General features: G+C 66.6%; 11 protein-coding genes. 2 read left to right on the top strand and 9 right to left on the bottom strand.

All coding sequences use genetic code 11. From position 1 onward, the window contains the following. Positions 1-11: 11 nt before the first annotated feature. Both ACSQ9A_RS28640 and ACSQ9A_RS28645 read right to left on the bottom strand, forming a co-directional pair. Positions 12-2,339, bottom strand: a complete 2,328-nt coding sequence (locus ACSQ9A_RS28640; protein ID WP_436306197.1) for a hypothetical protein — start codon at positions 2,337-2,339, stop codon at positions 12-14. Positions 2,340-2,865: 526 nt separating this feature from the next. Beyond that, the gene (locus ACSQ9A_RS28645) at positions 2,866-4,848 is read right to left on the bottom strand and encodes a hypothetical protein (RefSeq protein WP_436306198.1); all 1,983 of its coding nucleotides are present in this window, start codon (positions 4,846-4,848) and stop codon (positions 2,866-2,868) included. Between the two features lie 129 nt (positions 4,849-4,977). Here ACSQ9A_RS28645 and ACSQ9A_RS28650 point away from each other — a divergent pair, with 129 nt between their 5' ends. Beyond that, positions 4,978-6,363, top strand: coding sequence for an aminopeptidase P N-terminal domain-containing protein (locus ACSQ9A_RS28650; protein WP_436306199.1), 1,386 nt, complete (start codon positions 4,978-4,980; stop codon positions 6,361-6,363). A gap of 6 nt (positions 6,364-6,369) precedes the next feature. Here ACSQ9A_RS28650 and ACSQ9A_RS28655 read toward each other — a convergent pair whose 3' ends face one another. The 7 genes from ACSQ9A_RS28655 to ACSQ9A_RS28685 form a co-directional block, all read right to left on the bottom strand. Next, entirely contained in the window at positions 6,370-6,969 is a 600-nt protein-coding gene (locus ACSQ9A_RS28655) for a zeta toxin family protein (RefSeq protein ID WP_436306200.1), read from the bottom strand. After that, positions 6,969-7,337, bottom strand: a complete 369-nt coding sequence (locus ACSQ9A_RS28660; protein ID WP_436306201.1) for a TA system antitoxin ParD family protein — start codon at positions 7,335-7,337, stop codon at positions 6,969-6,971. Before ACSQ9A_RS28660 ends, ACSQ9A_RS28655 begins: the two co-directional genes overlap by 1 nt. A gap of 47 nt (positions 7,338-7,384) precedes the next feature. Then, on the bottom strand, positions 7,385-8,971 hold the full coding sequence (locus ACSQ9A_RS28665) for an FAD-dependent oxidoreductase (RefSeq protein WP_436306202.1): 1,587 nt from the start codon (positions 8,969-8,971) through the stop codon (positions 7,385-7,387). Between the two features lie 115 nt (positions 8,972-9,086). Next, entirely contained in the window at positions 9,087-10,628 is a 1,542-nt protein-coding gene (locus ACSQ9A_RS28670) for a polyamine aminopropyltransferase (RefSeq protein WP_436306203.1), read from the bottom strand. Between the two features lie 97 nt (positions 10,629-10,725). Next, positions 10,726-10,947, bottom strand: a complete 222-nt coding sequence (locus tag ACSQ9A_RS28675; protein ID WP_093107114.1) for a DUF350 domain-containing protein — start codon at positions 10,945-10,947, stop codon at positions 10,726-10,728. Positions 10,948-10,968: 21 nt separating this feature from the next. Beyond that, positions 10,969-12,447: a DUF4178 domain-containing protein gene (locus tag ACSQ9A_RS28680; RefSeq protein WP_436306204.1), complete on the bottom strand. Its 1,479-nt coding sequence runs from the start codon at positions 12,445-12,447 to the stop codon at positions 10,969-10,971. A gap of 77 nt (positions 12,448-12,524) precedes the next feature. Beyond that, entirely contained in the window at positions 12,525-13,574 is a 1,050-nt protein-coding gene (locus tag ACSQ9A_RS28685) for an SPFH domain-containing protein (protein WP_436306205.1), read from the bottom strand. A gap of 156 nt (positions 13,575-13,730) precedes the next feature. Here ACSQ9A_RS28685 and ACSQ9A_RS28690 point away from each other — a divergent pair, with 156 nt between their 5' ends. After that, positions 13,731-16,070 carry an NADP-dependent malic enzyme gene (locus ACSQ9A_RS28690; protein WP_436306206.1) on the top strand — a complete coding sequence of 780 codons (2,340 nt, stop codon included), beginning with the start codon at positions 13,731-13,733 and terminating at the stop codon, positions 16,068-16,070. Positions 16,071-16,141: the final 71 nt, after the last annotated feature.

The following is a 16,141-nucleotide window of genomic DNA, read 5'->3' on the forward strand; positions in this document are numbered from 1 at the left end:
GGTCTGGGCGATCAGGGCACGTTGGCCGACCTGAGCGTGAAGGGCCGGCCCTCCATCGTGAAGCTGCCTCCGAACTCCATGTTCATGCCACCGGTGCCCTGCACCGGGCAGCCGCCCGATGACGCCGAGCAGGCCCCGCCGCCCGCGAAGACCACGGAACCGTAGCGGTAGTTCGACACCGCCTTGCCGGTGTAGTCCGCAATGCTCAGCACCATGTTGTCGCTGGCGAAGTTGTCGGCATCCTCGACCGCGATCGGGTCGACGATGCGCGAGTCCTGCAGGGTGCGAACCACGCTGCCGCTGTTGCCGTCGCCTGCGAACCTCACCCACTGGATCTTGCGATCGCCGCGGGAGGCCACGAGCACCTGCTGGTTCAGCGGTTCGATGGTCTTGTTCTCCGGATCGATCTTCGAGATCGCCAGCGAGGTCGGGTTCTTCCCGATCGCGACACGGCCCTTCTCGACGACGTCCGTGACCGTGGTGCCGGTGGGCACGTTGCCCAGCCCGAAGATGCGCAGCGAGCCTTCTTCGGTGGCGATCCAGGCACGGTGGACGTTGCCGAAGATGGTCGTCTTCACCGCGGTCGGCTTGCTGTCCAGCGCCACCGTGGTGATCACCGTCGGCGTCTGCTGCGGCTTGTTGGCGAAGGTGTACGGCCACTGGTTGTCGGCCTGACCCAGGTTGGTGAACTCCGTCGGACCGGTACCGAAGTAGACGCTGTTGACGTAGCTGAACAACGGCTTCAGGTCGATGAAGGCGGCCTTCTTCTCCGACTTGGAGATGACCACCGCCACACCCGACTTGGCGTACCGATTGGCGTTCGTGCCGGAACCCGAGAACGTCGCACGCTTGGCCGGATCGGTCAGCGGCGAGTAGGTCTGGCCCATGAACTCGCCGTACTTTTCCGGCAGTGCCGTCTGGAACTGGTCGAAGCCCGTGGTGACGGCGATCTCGGTCGGTGCGTTCATGCCCGGCAGGTCGATGTAGCCCAGCACCTTCATGAAGGCGATGTTGCCCATGTTCGGCAGGCCGGGGTACACGCCCATCCACTCATGCCACCAGTCATACCAGCGGTCGTAAGTCGTGCTCCGGATGCCGGTGGGCGTTCCGCCATTGGGGTTGTACGGGTCGCAGTTGTTGCACAGCCCCGCCAGCGAGATCACCGCCACTTGGCCTTTGAGCGCCGTCGTGTCCCACACCGTCACCAGCGCGTATTCGCTGGTGTTGGTGACGGCCATGCCGGTCGGCACCTTGTTGGCAGGCAGCTTCACCGAGCCGCGGTTGTTCGCCGTGTTGCTGCCGGCGGTGCCGATCAGGCCGTTGTTGAAGGCCACCAGCGAGGTCGCGCAGAAGCCCGTGCGCCCGCCGCAACGCGCCACCGCCACCGGCTCGCCGGTCGTGAGGCCGGCGTCCTTGTAGGTGCTGACGTTGTAGTTCGTGCGTCCGGCGCTGCCGTCCCACGCGGCCGCTTCCTGCCAGGGCAGTTGCGGCGCTTGCGCGAAGGTGTTGTGGTCGATCGCGGAGACCTGAAGGTCGCCCACGCCCATGCGCACCGTCGTGTTGTCGGCGACGAAGCCCACGTGCGCCTGGTTGGTCGAGTAAAGCCCTGCGTCGGAGAGGACCGGACCGCCCACCTGCCAGGTGCCGGCGTGGTAGCTCATCGTCTGGTCCGCGCGCTTGAACAGCGTCGGGATGCCGGTGTTGTTCACCGCCGGGGCGTTGCCATAGCGGTAGGCGATGCCTTCTGCCTTGGCGAGAACCGGTGCCATGGCGCGGTACGCGCTGGCTTGCACGTTGCCGGCGCTGTCGACGACGTCGCCGGAGACGGGTGCCGGAGCCGGAGCCGGAGCCGGAGCCGGAGCCGGCGCAGGGGCCGGGGCGGGCGCCGGAGCAGGCGCGGGTGCCGGCGCCGGGGCGGGCGCCGGAGCCGGAGCCGGCGCGGGAGCCGGTGCGGTTGCCGCACCGAGCGAATAACAAGCCTTCACGACGAAGGGCACAGGATCGCGGCCGAAGAATTCATTCGTGCAGTTGCCGGTGCCGGTGACCGTCTTTTGAACCCACGAGGATCCGGATCCGTACTGCACCAAGGTTGCAGAGGCGACACTGAATGATGAACCCTCACCGGCGAGCCGCGTTCCTGCTGCAGGGGCGGGGGCGGGGGCGGGTGCGGGTGCGGGTGCCGGCGCTGGTGCCGTCGCGGTCTGCACGTAGCACGCTTTCGCCACGTATGGCAGCGGGTCGCCAAAGGTCGCATTGCTGCAGGCAACCGTGCCCGACAGCGACTTGTTCGTGTAGGTGTCGTTCGCGCCGTACTGCACGACCTGCGCCGAGCTCAGCACGAAGCTTTGATTTTCGTCCGCGACCTTGGTCCAGCTCGAATCGAGCTTGCTGATCGGCGCTGCTTCCTTGGTCGCGGTAGTTTCTGCCGGCGCGGCAGCAGCCGGAGCAGTCGATGTTTCAGCGCCCAGGGCAGCAAAGCCTCCCCCGCCACTGCTGCCACTTCCCCCACCTCCACAACCAGCGAGCGCTCCTGCCGCAACAAACAGCAGAAGCGCGCTTTTATCTGTGACTTTCACGCAAATCCCTCCAAATTGGTTAAGTTGGGGTTTTTACGGGGGTTGGCCGGTGCGAGCAACCTCTCTTGCACTTCCTTTCCTGTGTGTTTCCGGCTCCCTAGGGCGGTGTTACCAAGGTTGTGCTTGGTGACGACTTCAACGCAAATCCAGGCACTCCGGTGTTGTCTTACTTCTTACTGTCATATGGGCGGTCAAAAGGACCTGGACGCTGCGGCCGCCAGACTGGAGCGCAAAAAAAGCGGCCCGCATGGAGCGGGCCGCAGTTCAATTGAGCGCAGTTCTCAGCCGATCAAGGCACGTTGGCAGTCTTGAGCTGGAAGGGTTTGCCTTCCATCGTATAGCTGCCGCCGAACTCGATCTTGACGTCTCCAGTCGCTTGGACTGGGCATCCGCCCGGCGGCTGGCAGGTCCAGGAGCCACCACGATCAGAGAAGAACACCGGGCCATAGCGGTAGTTGGATACCTTTTTGCCGGTGTAGTCCGCAATCGTCAGCACATGGCCCACGTTCGAGAAGTTGTCGGCGTCTTCAACCGAGATAGGGTCGACGATACGGCTGTCCGCCAATTCGCGAACCACGCTGCCGCTGTTGCCATCGGCCGCGAACCTTACCCACTGGACCTTGCGATCGCCGCGTGAAGCCACGAGCACCTGACGGTTCAGCGGTTCGAAGCTGGTGTCGTCCGGATCGATCTTGGATATGGCGAGCGAAGTCGGATTCTTGCCGATGGCCACGCGGCTCTTCTCAGTGATATCCGCGGCCGTGGTGCCGGTGGGCACATTGCCCAGGCCGTAGATGCGCAGCGAGCCTGCTTCGGTGGCGATCCAGGCACGGTGCACACTGCCGAACAGCGTGGTCCTGACCGCTGTCGGCCGGTCATCCAGCGCCACCGTCGAGATCACCGTCGGCGTCTGCTGCGGCTTGTTGGCGAAGGTGTACGGCCACTGGTTGTCGGCCTGACCCAGGTTGGTGAACTCCGTCGGACCGGTACCGAAGTAGACGCTGTTGACGTAGCTGAACAGCGGCTTCAGGTCGATGAAGGCGGCCTTCTTCTCCGACTTGGAGATGACCACCGCCACACCCGCCTTGGCGTACCGGTTGGCATTGCTGCCCGAGCTGCTGAAGCTGGCGCGCTTGGCCGCGTCCGTCAGCGGCGAATAGGTCTGCCCCATGAACTCGCCGTTCTTCTCCGGCAAGGAAGTCTGGAACTGATCGAAGCCGGTAGTGACGGCGATTTCCGTCGGGGCGTTCATGCCCGGCAGGTCGATGTAGCCCAGCACCTTCATGAAGGCGGTGTTGCCCATGTTAGGCAGGCCGGGGTACACGCCCATCCACTCATGCCACCAGTCGTACCAGGCGCTGTACTTCGTATCGCGAATGCCCGTCGCGTTTCCGCCATTGGGGTTGTAGGGGTCGCAGTTGTTGCACAGACCCGCCAGCGAGATCACCGCCACCTGGCCCTTCAGCGCCGTCGTGTCCCACACGGTCACCAGTGCGTATTCGCTGGTGTTGGTGACGGCCATGCCGGTGGGCACCTTGTTGGCGGGCAGCTTCACCGAGACGCGATTGTTGGCGGTGTTGGTGCCGGCGGTGCCGATCAAGCCGTTCTGGAAAGCCACCAGGGAAGTCGCGCAGAAGCCGGTGCGACCACCGCAACGCGCCACCGCCACCGGTTCGCCCGTCACCTGCCCGGCAGCTTTGTAGGTACTGATGTTGTAGTTGTCGCGTCCGGCGCTGCCATCCCAGGCTGCCGCTTCCTGCCAGGGCAGCTGCGGCGCTTGCGCGAAGGTGTTGTGATCGATCGCGGAAATCTGCAGATCGCCCACGCCAACGCGCGCAGCCGTGTTGTCGGCGACGAAGCCGACGTGCGCCTGGTTGGTCGAATACAGGCCAGCCTCGCCGAGAAGCGGGCCACCAACCTGCCAAGTACCGGCGTGATAGCTCATCGTCTGGTCCGGCCGGGTTGCCAGGGTCGGGATGCCGGTGTTGTTCACGGCCGGCGCGTTGCCATAGCGATAAGCAATGCCTGCATCCTTCGCGAACTGGGCGGCAGTCGCCTTGTAGGCGTCGGCAGCCAGATTGCCGGAGCTGTCGACCACATCATTCGGAATCGGCGTGCTGCCGGTCGTCGTGCCCGTACCCGGGTCACTCACGGCGGCGAGGCCCGCAAAGCCACCACCGCCACCACCACCCCCACCTCCACAAGCTGATAACGCGCCTGCGGCAACAACCAGGAGAAGCGCGCTTTTATGGATAAATTTCAACAAAAACACCTCCAATATGACAAAGATGTGCGTTTGTACGTGGGTGCAGTCCTACCGGGCAACCCTTCTTGCAAATCTTTTCCTTATGTGTTTCCACTCTCCCCTAGTGAAGTTACAAAGGTATTGCATAGTGACGTTATGACCGCAAATCATCAAGCCGCCCGCCGATTACATCTTTCTACTTATTTGGGCGCCGATGGCATCGCCATCATTCCCACCGCGCCCGAGCGGCCACGCAATCGGGACACCGACTTCCTGTACCGCCACGACAGCTATTTCTATTACCTGACGGGCTTCCCCGAGCCGAATGCCTGGCTGGTACTCACAAGCGAAGGTCGTGCCACGCTGTTCTGCGCGCCCAAGGATCTGGAACGGGAGATCTGGGACGGCTACCGGCTGGGGCCGGAGGCAGCGCCGGCCGCGCTCGGCGTCGACGAGGCCTTTGCGATCGACGAACTCGACGCCCGTTTACCGCGGCTTCTGGAGAACAGGTCGACCGTCTGGTACCCCTTCGCGACGCACAAGGGGCTGGAATCGCGCATCGACGGCTGGCTGTCGGCAGTGCGCGCCCGGGTGCGCTACGGTGCGCTGTGCCCCGAAGAGCAGCGCGACCTGTGCGGGCCGCTCGACGAGATGCGGCTCGTCAAGGACGCGCGCGAACAGGACACCATGCGCGGCGCCGCGCAGATCAGCGCCCGGGCCCACATCCGCGCCATGCAGCTGTCGGCGCGCATGCTGCGCGAGGGCAAGGACGTGCGCGAGTACCACCTCGACGCCGAGCTGCTGCACGAATTCCGCCTCGGCGGCTCCCAATACCCGGCCTACAGCTCGATCGTGGCCGCGGGCGCCAATGCCTGCGTGCTGCACTACCGTGCCGACGCAGCACCGGTACGCGACGGCGAACTGGTGCTGATCGACGCCGGCTGCGAGCTCGACGGCTACGCCAGCGACATCACGCGGACCTTTCCGGCCAACGGCAAGTTCACCGGCCCGCAGCGCGCCTTGTACGACCTGGTGCTGGCGAGCCAGGACGCGGCAGTCGCGGCCACCCGGGCCGGGCAGCGCTTCAACGATCCGCACGAGGCCACCGTGAAGGTGCTGTCGCAGGGCATGCTGGACCTGGGCCTGCTGGACGCCAACAAGGTGGGCAGCGTCGACGACGTGATCGAGCAGCGCGCCTACTTCCCTTTCTATATGCACCGCACCGGCCACTGGCTGGGCATGGACGTGCACGACTGCGGCAGCTACGTCGAGCCGACCCAGGTGGGCGAGGTGAGCGAACGCAAGGACCCGCTGTCGAACGAAGTCATCAAGAACCGGCCCAGCCGCATCCTGAAGCCGGGCATGGTGCTGACCATCGAGCCGGGCATCTACGTGCGTCCGGGCGAGGGCGTGCCGGAGCAGTTCCACAACATCGGCATTCGCATCGAGGACGACGCAATCGTCACCGAGACCGGCTGCGAGCTGATCTCACGCGGCGTGCCGGTCAAGGCCGACGAGATCGAGGCGCTGATGCGGCCCTAAGCCGCCCTAAGCCGCATCGCCCAGCGGGCTCAGCACCTTGCGCGCCCAGCCGGGCAGCCACGGCCCATGCGGCTGGAGCTGGCCCGCGACCACCGAGGCCACGAGGTGCGGGCCGCCCGCGTCGGTGTCCGTCGCATCGAACAGCATCGCGAGCTGCACCTCGCGCACGGCCTGGCGCAGGTTCTCGAGCGTGCGCGGATAGCGCGCCAGGATCTTGTCCGCGGGCACGCTGTGGCCGCCTTCGTGAATGCGCTGCCGCACGCGTTCCAGCAGCCGGCGCGGCTCGTCGAGGCACACGATGTACAGCACCACCTCGAAGCCGAGCGCGCGTGCGTTGGCGATGAGCTGCAGCTTGGAAGGGTGCGAAAAGACGGTTTCGCTGACGAAGGACTGCCCGGCGCGCAGATGCGCCTCGCGTTGCGCATCGGCCCAGGCCCGGGCGGCCTCGGAGCGCCGGACCGCATGACGGACATGGCCGAGCTGCTCGCGCTCGTACAGATCGGCGTTGATGAAGGGCAGCTGCGGATAGCGCGGCTGGATCAGATAACGGTAGAGCGTCGACTTGCCGGCGCCGTTGGGGCCGGCGATCAGGTGGAGAACCGGCATCAGGCCGCGTTGCGGCCACGCGCACGAGGCGCTGCCTTGGCGCGGTTCTCGGCCACCGCCACCTTGGCGCGCTCAGCCAACGCGCCGGACTGCGCCAAAGCCAGCACGTGGCCGTGCAAGGCGTCGAGTTCGGGTGAGAGGGCGGGCTGCACGTTGACCTCGACAGCGTAGGCCGCCGATTCCTCGCGCGCAATCAGCGCTTGGCTGTCCTGCGTGGACAGGCCCGCTTGCTCCAGCGCGCGGCCCAGGGTGGCCCAGTACTCGATCTGGCTGGCCACCGACCGGCGCATGGGCTGCGCCGCATTGCGCGCCTTGTCGACCAGCGCGGCCGGAAGCTTGACGGAAGCAAAGGGGGTTGCCGTGGACATGGTTTCACTCCTGATTGGCGCATTTTGCGCCAATCCGCAAAATCACGTCACGCAGCGGCTCCACCGGCCGCTGCCAGATGTCCGCGCGTGAACGCTTCTTCGAAGATCGAATAGCCCGACCAGTCGCTGTGCGCGAAGGCGAGCCGGCCGGCGGCGACGCGCTCACGCGCGCCGAGCTGGCCGAGCAGGCCGGGCGCCGGTATCGCCATCGCATGGCCGTAGCGCGTGATCTCGATGCGGGTGGCGAGCCCGGCGAGGTCCGCATGGGGCCGCGAGAGTTCGGCCAGCAGGTCGTCGCGCCAGGCCGTCCATGGGCGATCGAGCAGCCGGCGGCGGCCGTCCGGCCCATCGTAGGCACTGGGGCCGAGCGGGCGATACCAGCTCAGCACGGTGGCACCCGGCGTGGGGTCCAGCGCCTGGTGGCGCGCGTCGACATAGCCGAGCCCGCGCGTGCCGTAGATCACGTTGTCCCAGCTCGGCGCCGCGCCGGGCCGGTCGGCCAGTGGAGCTCGCAGATGCACGTTGGCGACCAGCCACGGCGCGTAGCTCAGGTGCGCGGCCGCGTGGCGCAACAGCTCGGGCGGGTTCTCGACCACGCGCGCGGCGATGAACATCGGCAACGCAACGATGCAGCGCTCGGCCTGCCAGCGCACGCGCGACCGGGTGGCGACATCGAAGGCATCGACCTCGACCCCGGAACGGGTGTGCGCGATGCGCACGACGGCATGGCCCGCCTTCAAGCGATCGCCGAGCGGGTCGGCGAGCCGGCGCGTGAGCCAGCCGTTGCCCTCGGGCCAGGTCAGCACCGCATCGCGCTCGGCGCCATCGTCTCCCGGCGCATGGAAGCCATGGCGGCTGGCGAAGTAGTGGATGCCGGCCCAGGCCGAGACCTGGGCGATGCCGGCGCCGTAGTCGTCGCGGCAGCTGTAATCGAGGTACCAGCGCAGATGCGGATCGGTAAAGCCTTCGCGATCGAGCCAGACTCCGAAGGGGACGGCGTCCAGCGCCAGCAAGAGCGGCGCAGGTTGCGCCCGCAGCACGGGTATCGAGAAACGCGCCGTGTGCCGCAAGGCCTCCACGCGCTGCGAAAACCGGCGGTACTGCGTCAGCGTGGCCTCGCCCACGCCCTGCACGGGCAACAGGCCGTCCTGCCACGTGCCTTGGAAAAACAGGCGTTCCTGCGGGCTATGGCACAGGTGGCGCTCCTCGTATTCCCAGCGGCCCGCCACGCGCCGGCGCAGGCCCAGTTCTTCGAGCAGGTCCTGCACTTCATGCGCCTCGTCGCCCGGCACCGGCAGGTAGTGCGCGCCGAGCGGGCAAGCGATGCCGCCGACCTGGCCGCCGCGGCTGTTCCCGCCGGCCGTGTCCTCGAGTTCGAGCAGCACGAAGTCCTCGATGCCGGCGAGCCGCAACGCCCGTGCGGCGGCGAGGCCGGCCACGCCGCCGCCGGCGATGACGACGCGCGCACGGCGCACGCCGGCAGGCGCGCCGGCGCGCCAGGCGCCATCGCGCAACGCGTGGCCGCGCTCTACATCGATGCCGGTGAAGCCGCCTTCAATCACGTGTGGCGCCTCGCAGCCTCCAAGGGCTGCGGCCCCGGCAGCCGTAGCTGCAAGGAATTCGCGGCGCTTCATCCAGCAGCTCCTGTTCGGGGAACACCGCGCAACCGGCTTTGCCGGGCCGCTGGTGTTGCCCCCTGAAAGGGGGTTGGCGGCCACACGAAGTGGGCAAGCCTGGGGGTGGGTTCCATCAGTGACCCGTGACCTTGCCCCATTCCTGCTCGTAGGTCGTGACCAGCGTCTGGTTCGACAGCCGGTTCACCTCGGCCGGCACGCGCGCCATGTCGCGCGGGAACTCGAACAGTTGCGGCACCGCGGACAACGCGAGAAAGCGCAGCCCCTCGGGCAAGGCATCGGGCAGTCGGTAGGGCCGCCGGCTCGCGATGATGTAGCCCCACTCGCCGAAGCTCGGCACATGGGCGTGATAGGGCGTCGCCAGCAGGCCGACCGATTCGACGGTGGCGGCCACGGTCCAGAAGCTCTTGCGCGCCACCAGCGGCGAGGTGGTCTGGACTACGGCATAGCCGCTCGCGGACAGCCGCTTGTCGAGCAGCGCATAGAAGGAGTTGGTGTAGAGCTTGCCGATCGCGAAGTTGGTCGGGTCGGGAAAATCGACCACGATCACGTCGAACATCTCGCTGTTCTGCTGCAGCCACTGGAAGGCGTCGGTGTTGACGATGCGGACCTTCGGCGACTTCAGCGCACCGCCGTTCAGCGCCGCCAGGGTCTCGTGCTCGCTGAAAAGCCGCGTCATGTGGGGATCGAGCTCGACCAGCGTGATGCTTTCCACCGAGGGGTACTTGAGGATCTCGCGCACCGCCATGCCGTCGCCGCCGCCGAGCACGGCAACTTTCTTCGGCGCACCGTGCGCGGCCATCACAGGATGCACCAGCGCCTCGTGGTAGCGGTACTCGTCGCGCTCCGCGAACTGCAGGTTGCCGTTGAGGAACAGGCGATGTCCGGCGGCGCCGCGCGTGACCACGATGCGCTGGTAGGGCGAACTCGCGCTGAACACGATGCGATCCTGGTAGAACTTGTCTTCCGCCAGCGTCGTGATGTGCTCGGAGAACACGAAGGCGCCGGCCAGCGCGGCCAGCGCCAGCACGCAGGCCAGCGCATGCGCGCCGACGCGGCGCAGCTCATGGCGAAACAGCCAGAGCGCCCACAGCGCCACCGCCGCGTTCATGAGGCCGAAGAGCAGGCCGGTGCGGATCATGCCGAGCTGCGGCACCAGGACCAACGGGAAGGCGACCGACACCGCCAGCGCGCCGAGGTAGTCGAAGGTCAGCACCTGCGAGACCAGCTCCTTGAGCATCACGTTGCGCCGCAGGATGCGCATCACGAGCGGGATCTCGAGCCCGACCAGCGTGCCGACCACCAGCACCAGCCCGTAGAGCAGCAGGCGGAAGGCGCCAGGGACGTAGGCGTTGGCGATGAAGAGCAGGGCCGGCAGCGCGCCGCCGACGAGCGCCACCATCAGCTCGATGCGCAGGAAATGCGCTGGCAGCTGGCGCTCGAAGTAGCGCGAGAGCCAGGAGCCCACGCCCATCGCGAACAGGTAGGTGCCGATGATGGTGCTGAACTGCAGCACCGAGTCGCCGAGCAGGTAGGAGCTCAGCGCCGCCGCGCTCAGCTCGTAGACCAGCCCGCAGGCCGCGACCACGAACACGCTGGCGAGCAGCGCGACTTCGACGGGCTGCGGGCCACTCCCCGCAGCGGGGCGCGCGGACATGGGCGCTTCGTTCATCGGTCGCCGCCGGGCCGCCCCAAGGCGGCCGAGCCTCCCCCGCGGGGGGTGGCGAAGCACACGTTGTGGCAAGCCGGGGGGCTCAATGGATCGCTGCGGCCACGATGACGCAGATGCCGAGACTCATCGCGGCCACCACCAAGCCGAGCGCCACGTTCTGCTTCTCGACGATCTCCTGCCACAGGTCATAAGGCGTGAGCTTGTCGATGATCAGGAAGGTGACCCAGAACACCAGCACGCCGACGACCGCGTAGAGCAGCGAGCCCAGGAAGGCCGCGGGCCGTAACCATTCAATTCCCAACATGAGGACCTCCGGAAAAAAACGTCATTTGTGGCCGCCGCCACTTGAATAGCCGCCAAAAGAGCCTCCCGAGCTGCGCGAACCGCCGCTCGAACTGCTGCAGGTGCTCAGGATGATCAACAGGATGATGATCACCACGATGATCAGGATGATCGTGCCGCAGCCGAGGCTGGAGGCTGCGCTCACGGGCAGCGCATCGCTGCGCTTGAACATGTCTTTCTTGCCGTCGAGCTTGAACGCGGCGGCCACGGCCGCGCTGTCGACCTTGCTGCCCGAGGACCAGGTCAGCTCCTTGGCCGAACGCTCCATCGACAGCAGCGCGCTGCCGCTGGCGAAATCGCGATTGAAGCTCTTCTGTCCGCGCTCGACCTGCCAGTAGAACTCGCCCGCCACGTAGCCGGTCTCGGCGTTGTAGGCGTACTGCTGCTGATAGACCTTGCCGAGGTAGGTGGCCCGCGCGCCGTTCTCGGCCATGGTCGGCGCGCCCGTGGTGGGCTTGACCATGCTCCAGCCGTCTTCGGCATCGACCAGGAAGCTGAAGCCGCGCTTCTTGTTGTAGAGCAGGTACTCGTTCCAGCCGAAATGCTCGTCGTCGCCGGGTGCCACGCCCATGCGGTGCTGGAAGCCGACGACCTGCCACTGCGCACCCTGGAACTGTCCCACGGTGCCGATCGGAATCAGCGGCTGGACCGGCTCGTCCTGTACGGCATGCTTGAGCTCGCCGCCGATGCCCTGCGTCAGGTCGATGATGCTGTTGCAGGCGCGGCAAGTGATGCTCTTGCTGTCCGCCAGGTTGACGGTGACCGGCGAGCCGCAGTTCGGGCAATTGAAGCTGCGGCCCTTCTCGTCCTTGGCCGATTCGTCGCGCAAGCCGGTGAGCTGCAGGTCTTCGAGCTGCACCGCGCGGCCGAGGTAGGCGCCCGGCGGCTGGGTGTCGTAGTCGAGGCTGAGCACCAGCCCCTTGTCGCTGCGCAGCTCGACCACCGCGAAGGGCCGGCCGAGTTCGGGCAGCCGTGGCAGCTCGCCCTGCGCCGAGACCAGCCTGACCTGCTCGTTCGAGGCCACCGTGTAGCTCTGGCCGTTGAAGGCGGTGGTGGCGCCGACGCGCAGCTCGGCCGGATCCGGGGCCTCGCGCTGCAGCTCGAAGGGCAGCGAAAAGACGAAGGCGCCGTTGTCCTCGCTCAGGATGCCGGTGCGGTCGCCGTCGAGTGCCGCGATCCACTCGGTCCAGCGCCCGCCGTCGTAGCTGTATTGCAGGCGCCCGACCAGCGTGAAGGGCTGCTCCTGGATGCGGCCGGCGGCGAACAGCTGCAGCGGGCTGAAGTCGTCGAACAGCTCCGCCATCTTGCCGGTGCGCGCGAGCGTGTCGCCCTGGCGCACCACGGTGCTCTGGCAATAGGGGCAGACGGCGTGCGTCGACTGCGCCGAACGGAATTCGACCGGCGCGCCGCAGCCCGGGCAGGGCGCGCGGTAGTAACGCTGCTGGGAGGAGTCGGTGGCCACGAAAGGCGACGGCAGGGGCCCGCTCGCTGCGAGCTCGTCGAAGAGGCTTCGACAAGCTCAGCCCGAACGGAACGGGCTCAGACCAGCTTTTTCAGCAGATCCGCCTTCTTGGCGTCGAATTCTTCCTGCGTGAGGATGCCCTTGGTCTTCAGTTCGCCCAGCTTCTCGAGTGTGGTCATCACGTCGGCCGGGCTGACCACCGCGACCGCGGCTTGCGCCGGCGCAGCGACCGGTGCGCCAGGCGCGCCCTGGCTCAGGCCCTGCGCGAGGTTCTGCGCCAGCACCTGGCCCAGCGCCACGCCGGCGCCCAGACCCATCGCGTCGCCCGCGATGCCGCTGCCGCCACCGGCGCCCTCGGCGAACTTCGGGATGGCCTGCGCCGTCTGGTACTGCATGAACTTGCTCATGTCGTTGCCGACCATGCCCATGCCGATCTTCTGGTCGAGGATCTTCTGCAGCTCTTCCGGCAGCGAGACGTTCTGGACCGTGATGGCCTCGAGCTTGATGCCGATCTTGGCGAACTCGGGCACCAGTTGCGCCGCGAGCGCCTGCGCGAACTGGATCTGGTTGGCTGCCAGGTCGAGAAAAGGCACGCCGCTGGAAGCGATCGCGTTGCTGATGTTCTGCAGCACCAGGCCGCGCAACTGGCCGTCGAGATCGGCCACCGAATAGATGTCGCGCGTGCCCGAGATCTCGGTGTGAAACAGCTTGGCGTCGCCGATGCGGAAGCTGAAGTTGCCGAAGGCGCGCAGGCGCACGGCGCCGAAATCCTTGTCGCGGATCGTGATCGGCTGGGGCGTGCCCCATTTCTGGTCGACCTGCTGGCGCGTGCTGAAGAAGTAGACGTCGCTCTTGAACGGGGACTCGAAGAGCTTGTCCCAGTTCTTGAGGTAGGTGAGCACGGGCAGCGTCTGTGTCGTGAGCTTGTACATGCCCGGACCGAACACGTCGGCCACCTGGCCCTCGTTGACGAACACCGCGATCTGCGACTCGCGCACGGTGAGCGAGGCGCCGTTCTGGATTTCCATCTCAGCCATCGGGAAGCGCCAGGCCAGCGTTCCGTCGCCGGTCTCAGTCCACTGGATGATGTCGATGAACTGTTTCTTGATGAAATCCATCAGCGCCATGGTCGCTCCTCGTCAGGTTTTTCTGAGCTGGGCATATTGCCACATCGGCTTGACGCCTCGGCGCTTTTTGCCGCCCTGCGCCTCGGGCTGTGCCCTTGGAGCCCGAGGTCTACAATCGGCGCCCCTCACAAGAAGCGTTGCACGGAGCCAAGGCACATGTCAGATCTGACCTCCCCGATTTCCACGCCCGAAGACAAGCGCGCCGAATTGCGCCGGGCCGCGCTCGAATACCACGAGCTTCCGGTCCCGGGCAAGATCGCGATCGCGGCGACCAAGCAGATGCTCAACCAGCGTGACCTGGCGCTGGCCTACTCGCCCGGCGTGGCGGCACCTTGCGAGGAAATCGTCAAGGACCCGGTCAACGCCTTCAAGTACACCGCGCGCGGCAACCTCGTCGCGGTCATCACCAACGGCACCGCCGTGCTGGGCCTCGGCGACATCGGGCCGCTGGCCGCCAAGCCGGTGATGGAAGGCAAGGGCGTCCTGTTCAAGAAGTTCGCCGGCGTCGACGTGTTCGACATCGAGATCGACGAGAAGGACCCGGCCAGGCTGGTGGAGGTCATCGCCGCGCTGGAGCCGACCTTCGGCGCCATCAACCTCGAAGACATCAAGGCACCGGACTGCTTCTACGTCGAGCGCGAGCTGCGCAAGCGCATGAAGATCCCGGTCTTCCACGACGACCAGCACGGCACGGCGATCACGGTGGCGGCCGCCATGCTCAACGGCCTGAAGGTGGTGGGCAAGGACATCTCGCAGGTCAAGCTCGTCACCTCGGGCGCCGGCGCCGCGGCGCTGGCCTGCCTGAACCTGCTGCTGAAGGTCGGTCTGAAGCGCGAGAACGTGTTCGTGACCGATCTCGCCGGCGTGGTCTACGAAGGCCGCACCGAGCTGATGGACGACGACAAGCGCCAGTACATGCAAAAGACCTCGGCGCGCTCGCTGGCCGAGGTGATCGAAGGCGCCGACGTGTTCCTCGGCCTCTCGGCCGGCGGCGTGCTCAAGCCCGCGATGGTGGCGAAGATGGCGGCCAAGCCGGTGATCTTCGCGCTGGCCAATCCCAACCCCGAGATCTCGCCCGAGGACGCGCATGCCGTGCGCAGCGACGTGGTCATGGCCACCGGGCGCACCGACTACCCGAACCAGGTCAACAACGTCCTGTGCTTCCCCTACATCTTCCGCGGCGCGCTCGACTGCGGCGCGACCACCATCACCGACGAGATGGAAGTCGCAGCGGTGCATGCCATCGCCGAACTCGCGCAGGCCGAGCAGAGCGAGCGCGTGGCTGCCGCCTATGTCGGCGAAAAGCTCAGCTTCGGTCCCGAGTACCTGATTCCGAAGCCCTTCGACCCGCGGCTCATGATGAAAATCGCGCCGGCCGTGGCCAAGGCCGCGGCCGAGAGCGGCGTCGCACTGCGCCCGATCGCGGACCTGGACGCCTACCGCGACAAGCTGCAGAGCTTCGTCTACGCCTCGGGCACCACGATGAAGCCGATCTTCGACGCCGCCAAGCGCGCGCCGAAGAAGCGCGTCGCCTACTGCGAGGGCGAGGAAGAGCGCGTGCTGCGGGCGGCACAGATCGTGGTGGACGAAGGCCTCGCCCGTCCCACGCTGATCGGCCGGCCGGCCATCATCGCCCAGCGCATCGAGAAGTTCGGCCTGCGCCTCAAGGAAGAGCTGGACTACGACATCGTCAACGTCGAGCACGACCATCGCTACCGAGACTTCTGGCAGACCTACCACCGCATGACCGAGCGCAAGGGCACGACGGTGCAGACCGCCAAGATCGAGATGCGCCGCCGCCTGACGCTGATCGGCGCCATGCTGCTGCACAAGGGCGACGTGGACGGCATGATCTGCGGCACCTGGGGCACCACCGCCATCCACCTGCATTACATCGACCAGGTGATCGGCAAGCGCCCGGGCGGCTGTCCCAACACGCCGCAGGACGTGCCGATCTATGCCTGCATGAATGGCCTGCTCCTGCCCGACCGGCAGGTGTTCCTGGTCGATACGCACGTCAACTACGACCCGACGCCCGAGGAGCTCGCCGAGATCACCACCATGGCGGCCGAGGAAATGATGCGCTTCGGCCTCAAGCCGAAGGCGGCGCTGCTGTCGCATTCCAACTTCGGCAGCAGCAACCAGCCCAGCGCGGTCAAGATGCGCCAGACCCTCGATCTGCTGCGTGTGCAAGCGCCATGGCTGGAAGTCGACGGCGAAATGCACGGCGACGTCGCTTTGGACGGCAAGCAGCGTGCCGCCGTCATGCCGCACAGCGCGCTGGCCGGCAACGCCAACCTGCTGGTCTTCCCGAACATCGATGCGGCCAATATTTCCTACAACCTGCTCAAGACGGCGGCAGGCGGCAACATCGCCATCGGCCCGGTCCTGCTCGGCGCGGCCAAACCTGTGCACATTCTCACGGCGAGCGCGACTGTTCGCCGGATCGTGAATATGACAGCCCTCACAGTTGCCGACGCAAACGCCGAACGATAGGCGCAAACGCGACAGCGGTCGCTAACTTCAAAGACCCGCATAGACCCTGGCGCCTGCTCAAAGATTGAGCA

The organism is Variovorax sp. LjRoot290 (genome assembly GCF_964253985.1).
Lineage (GTDB): Bacteria > Pseudomonadota > Gammaproteobacteria > Burkholderiales > Burkholderiaceae_C > Variovorax.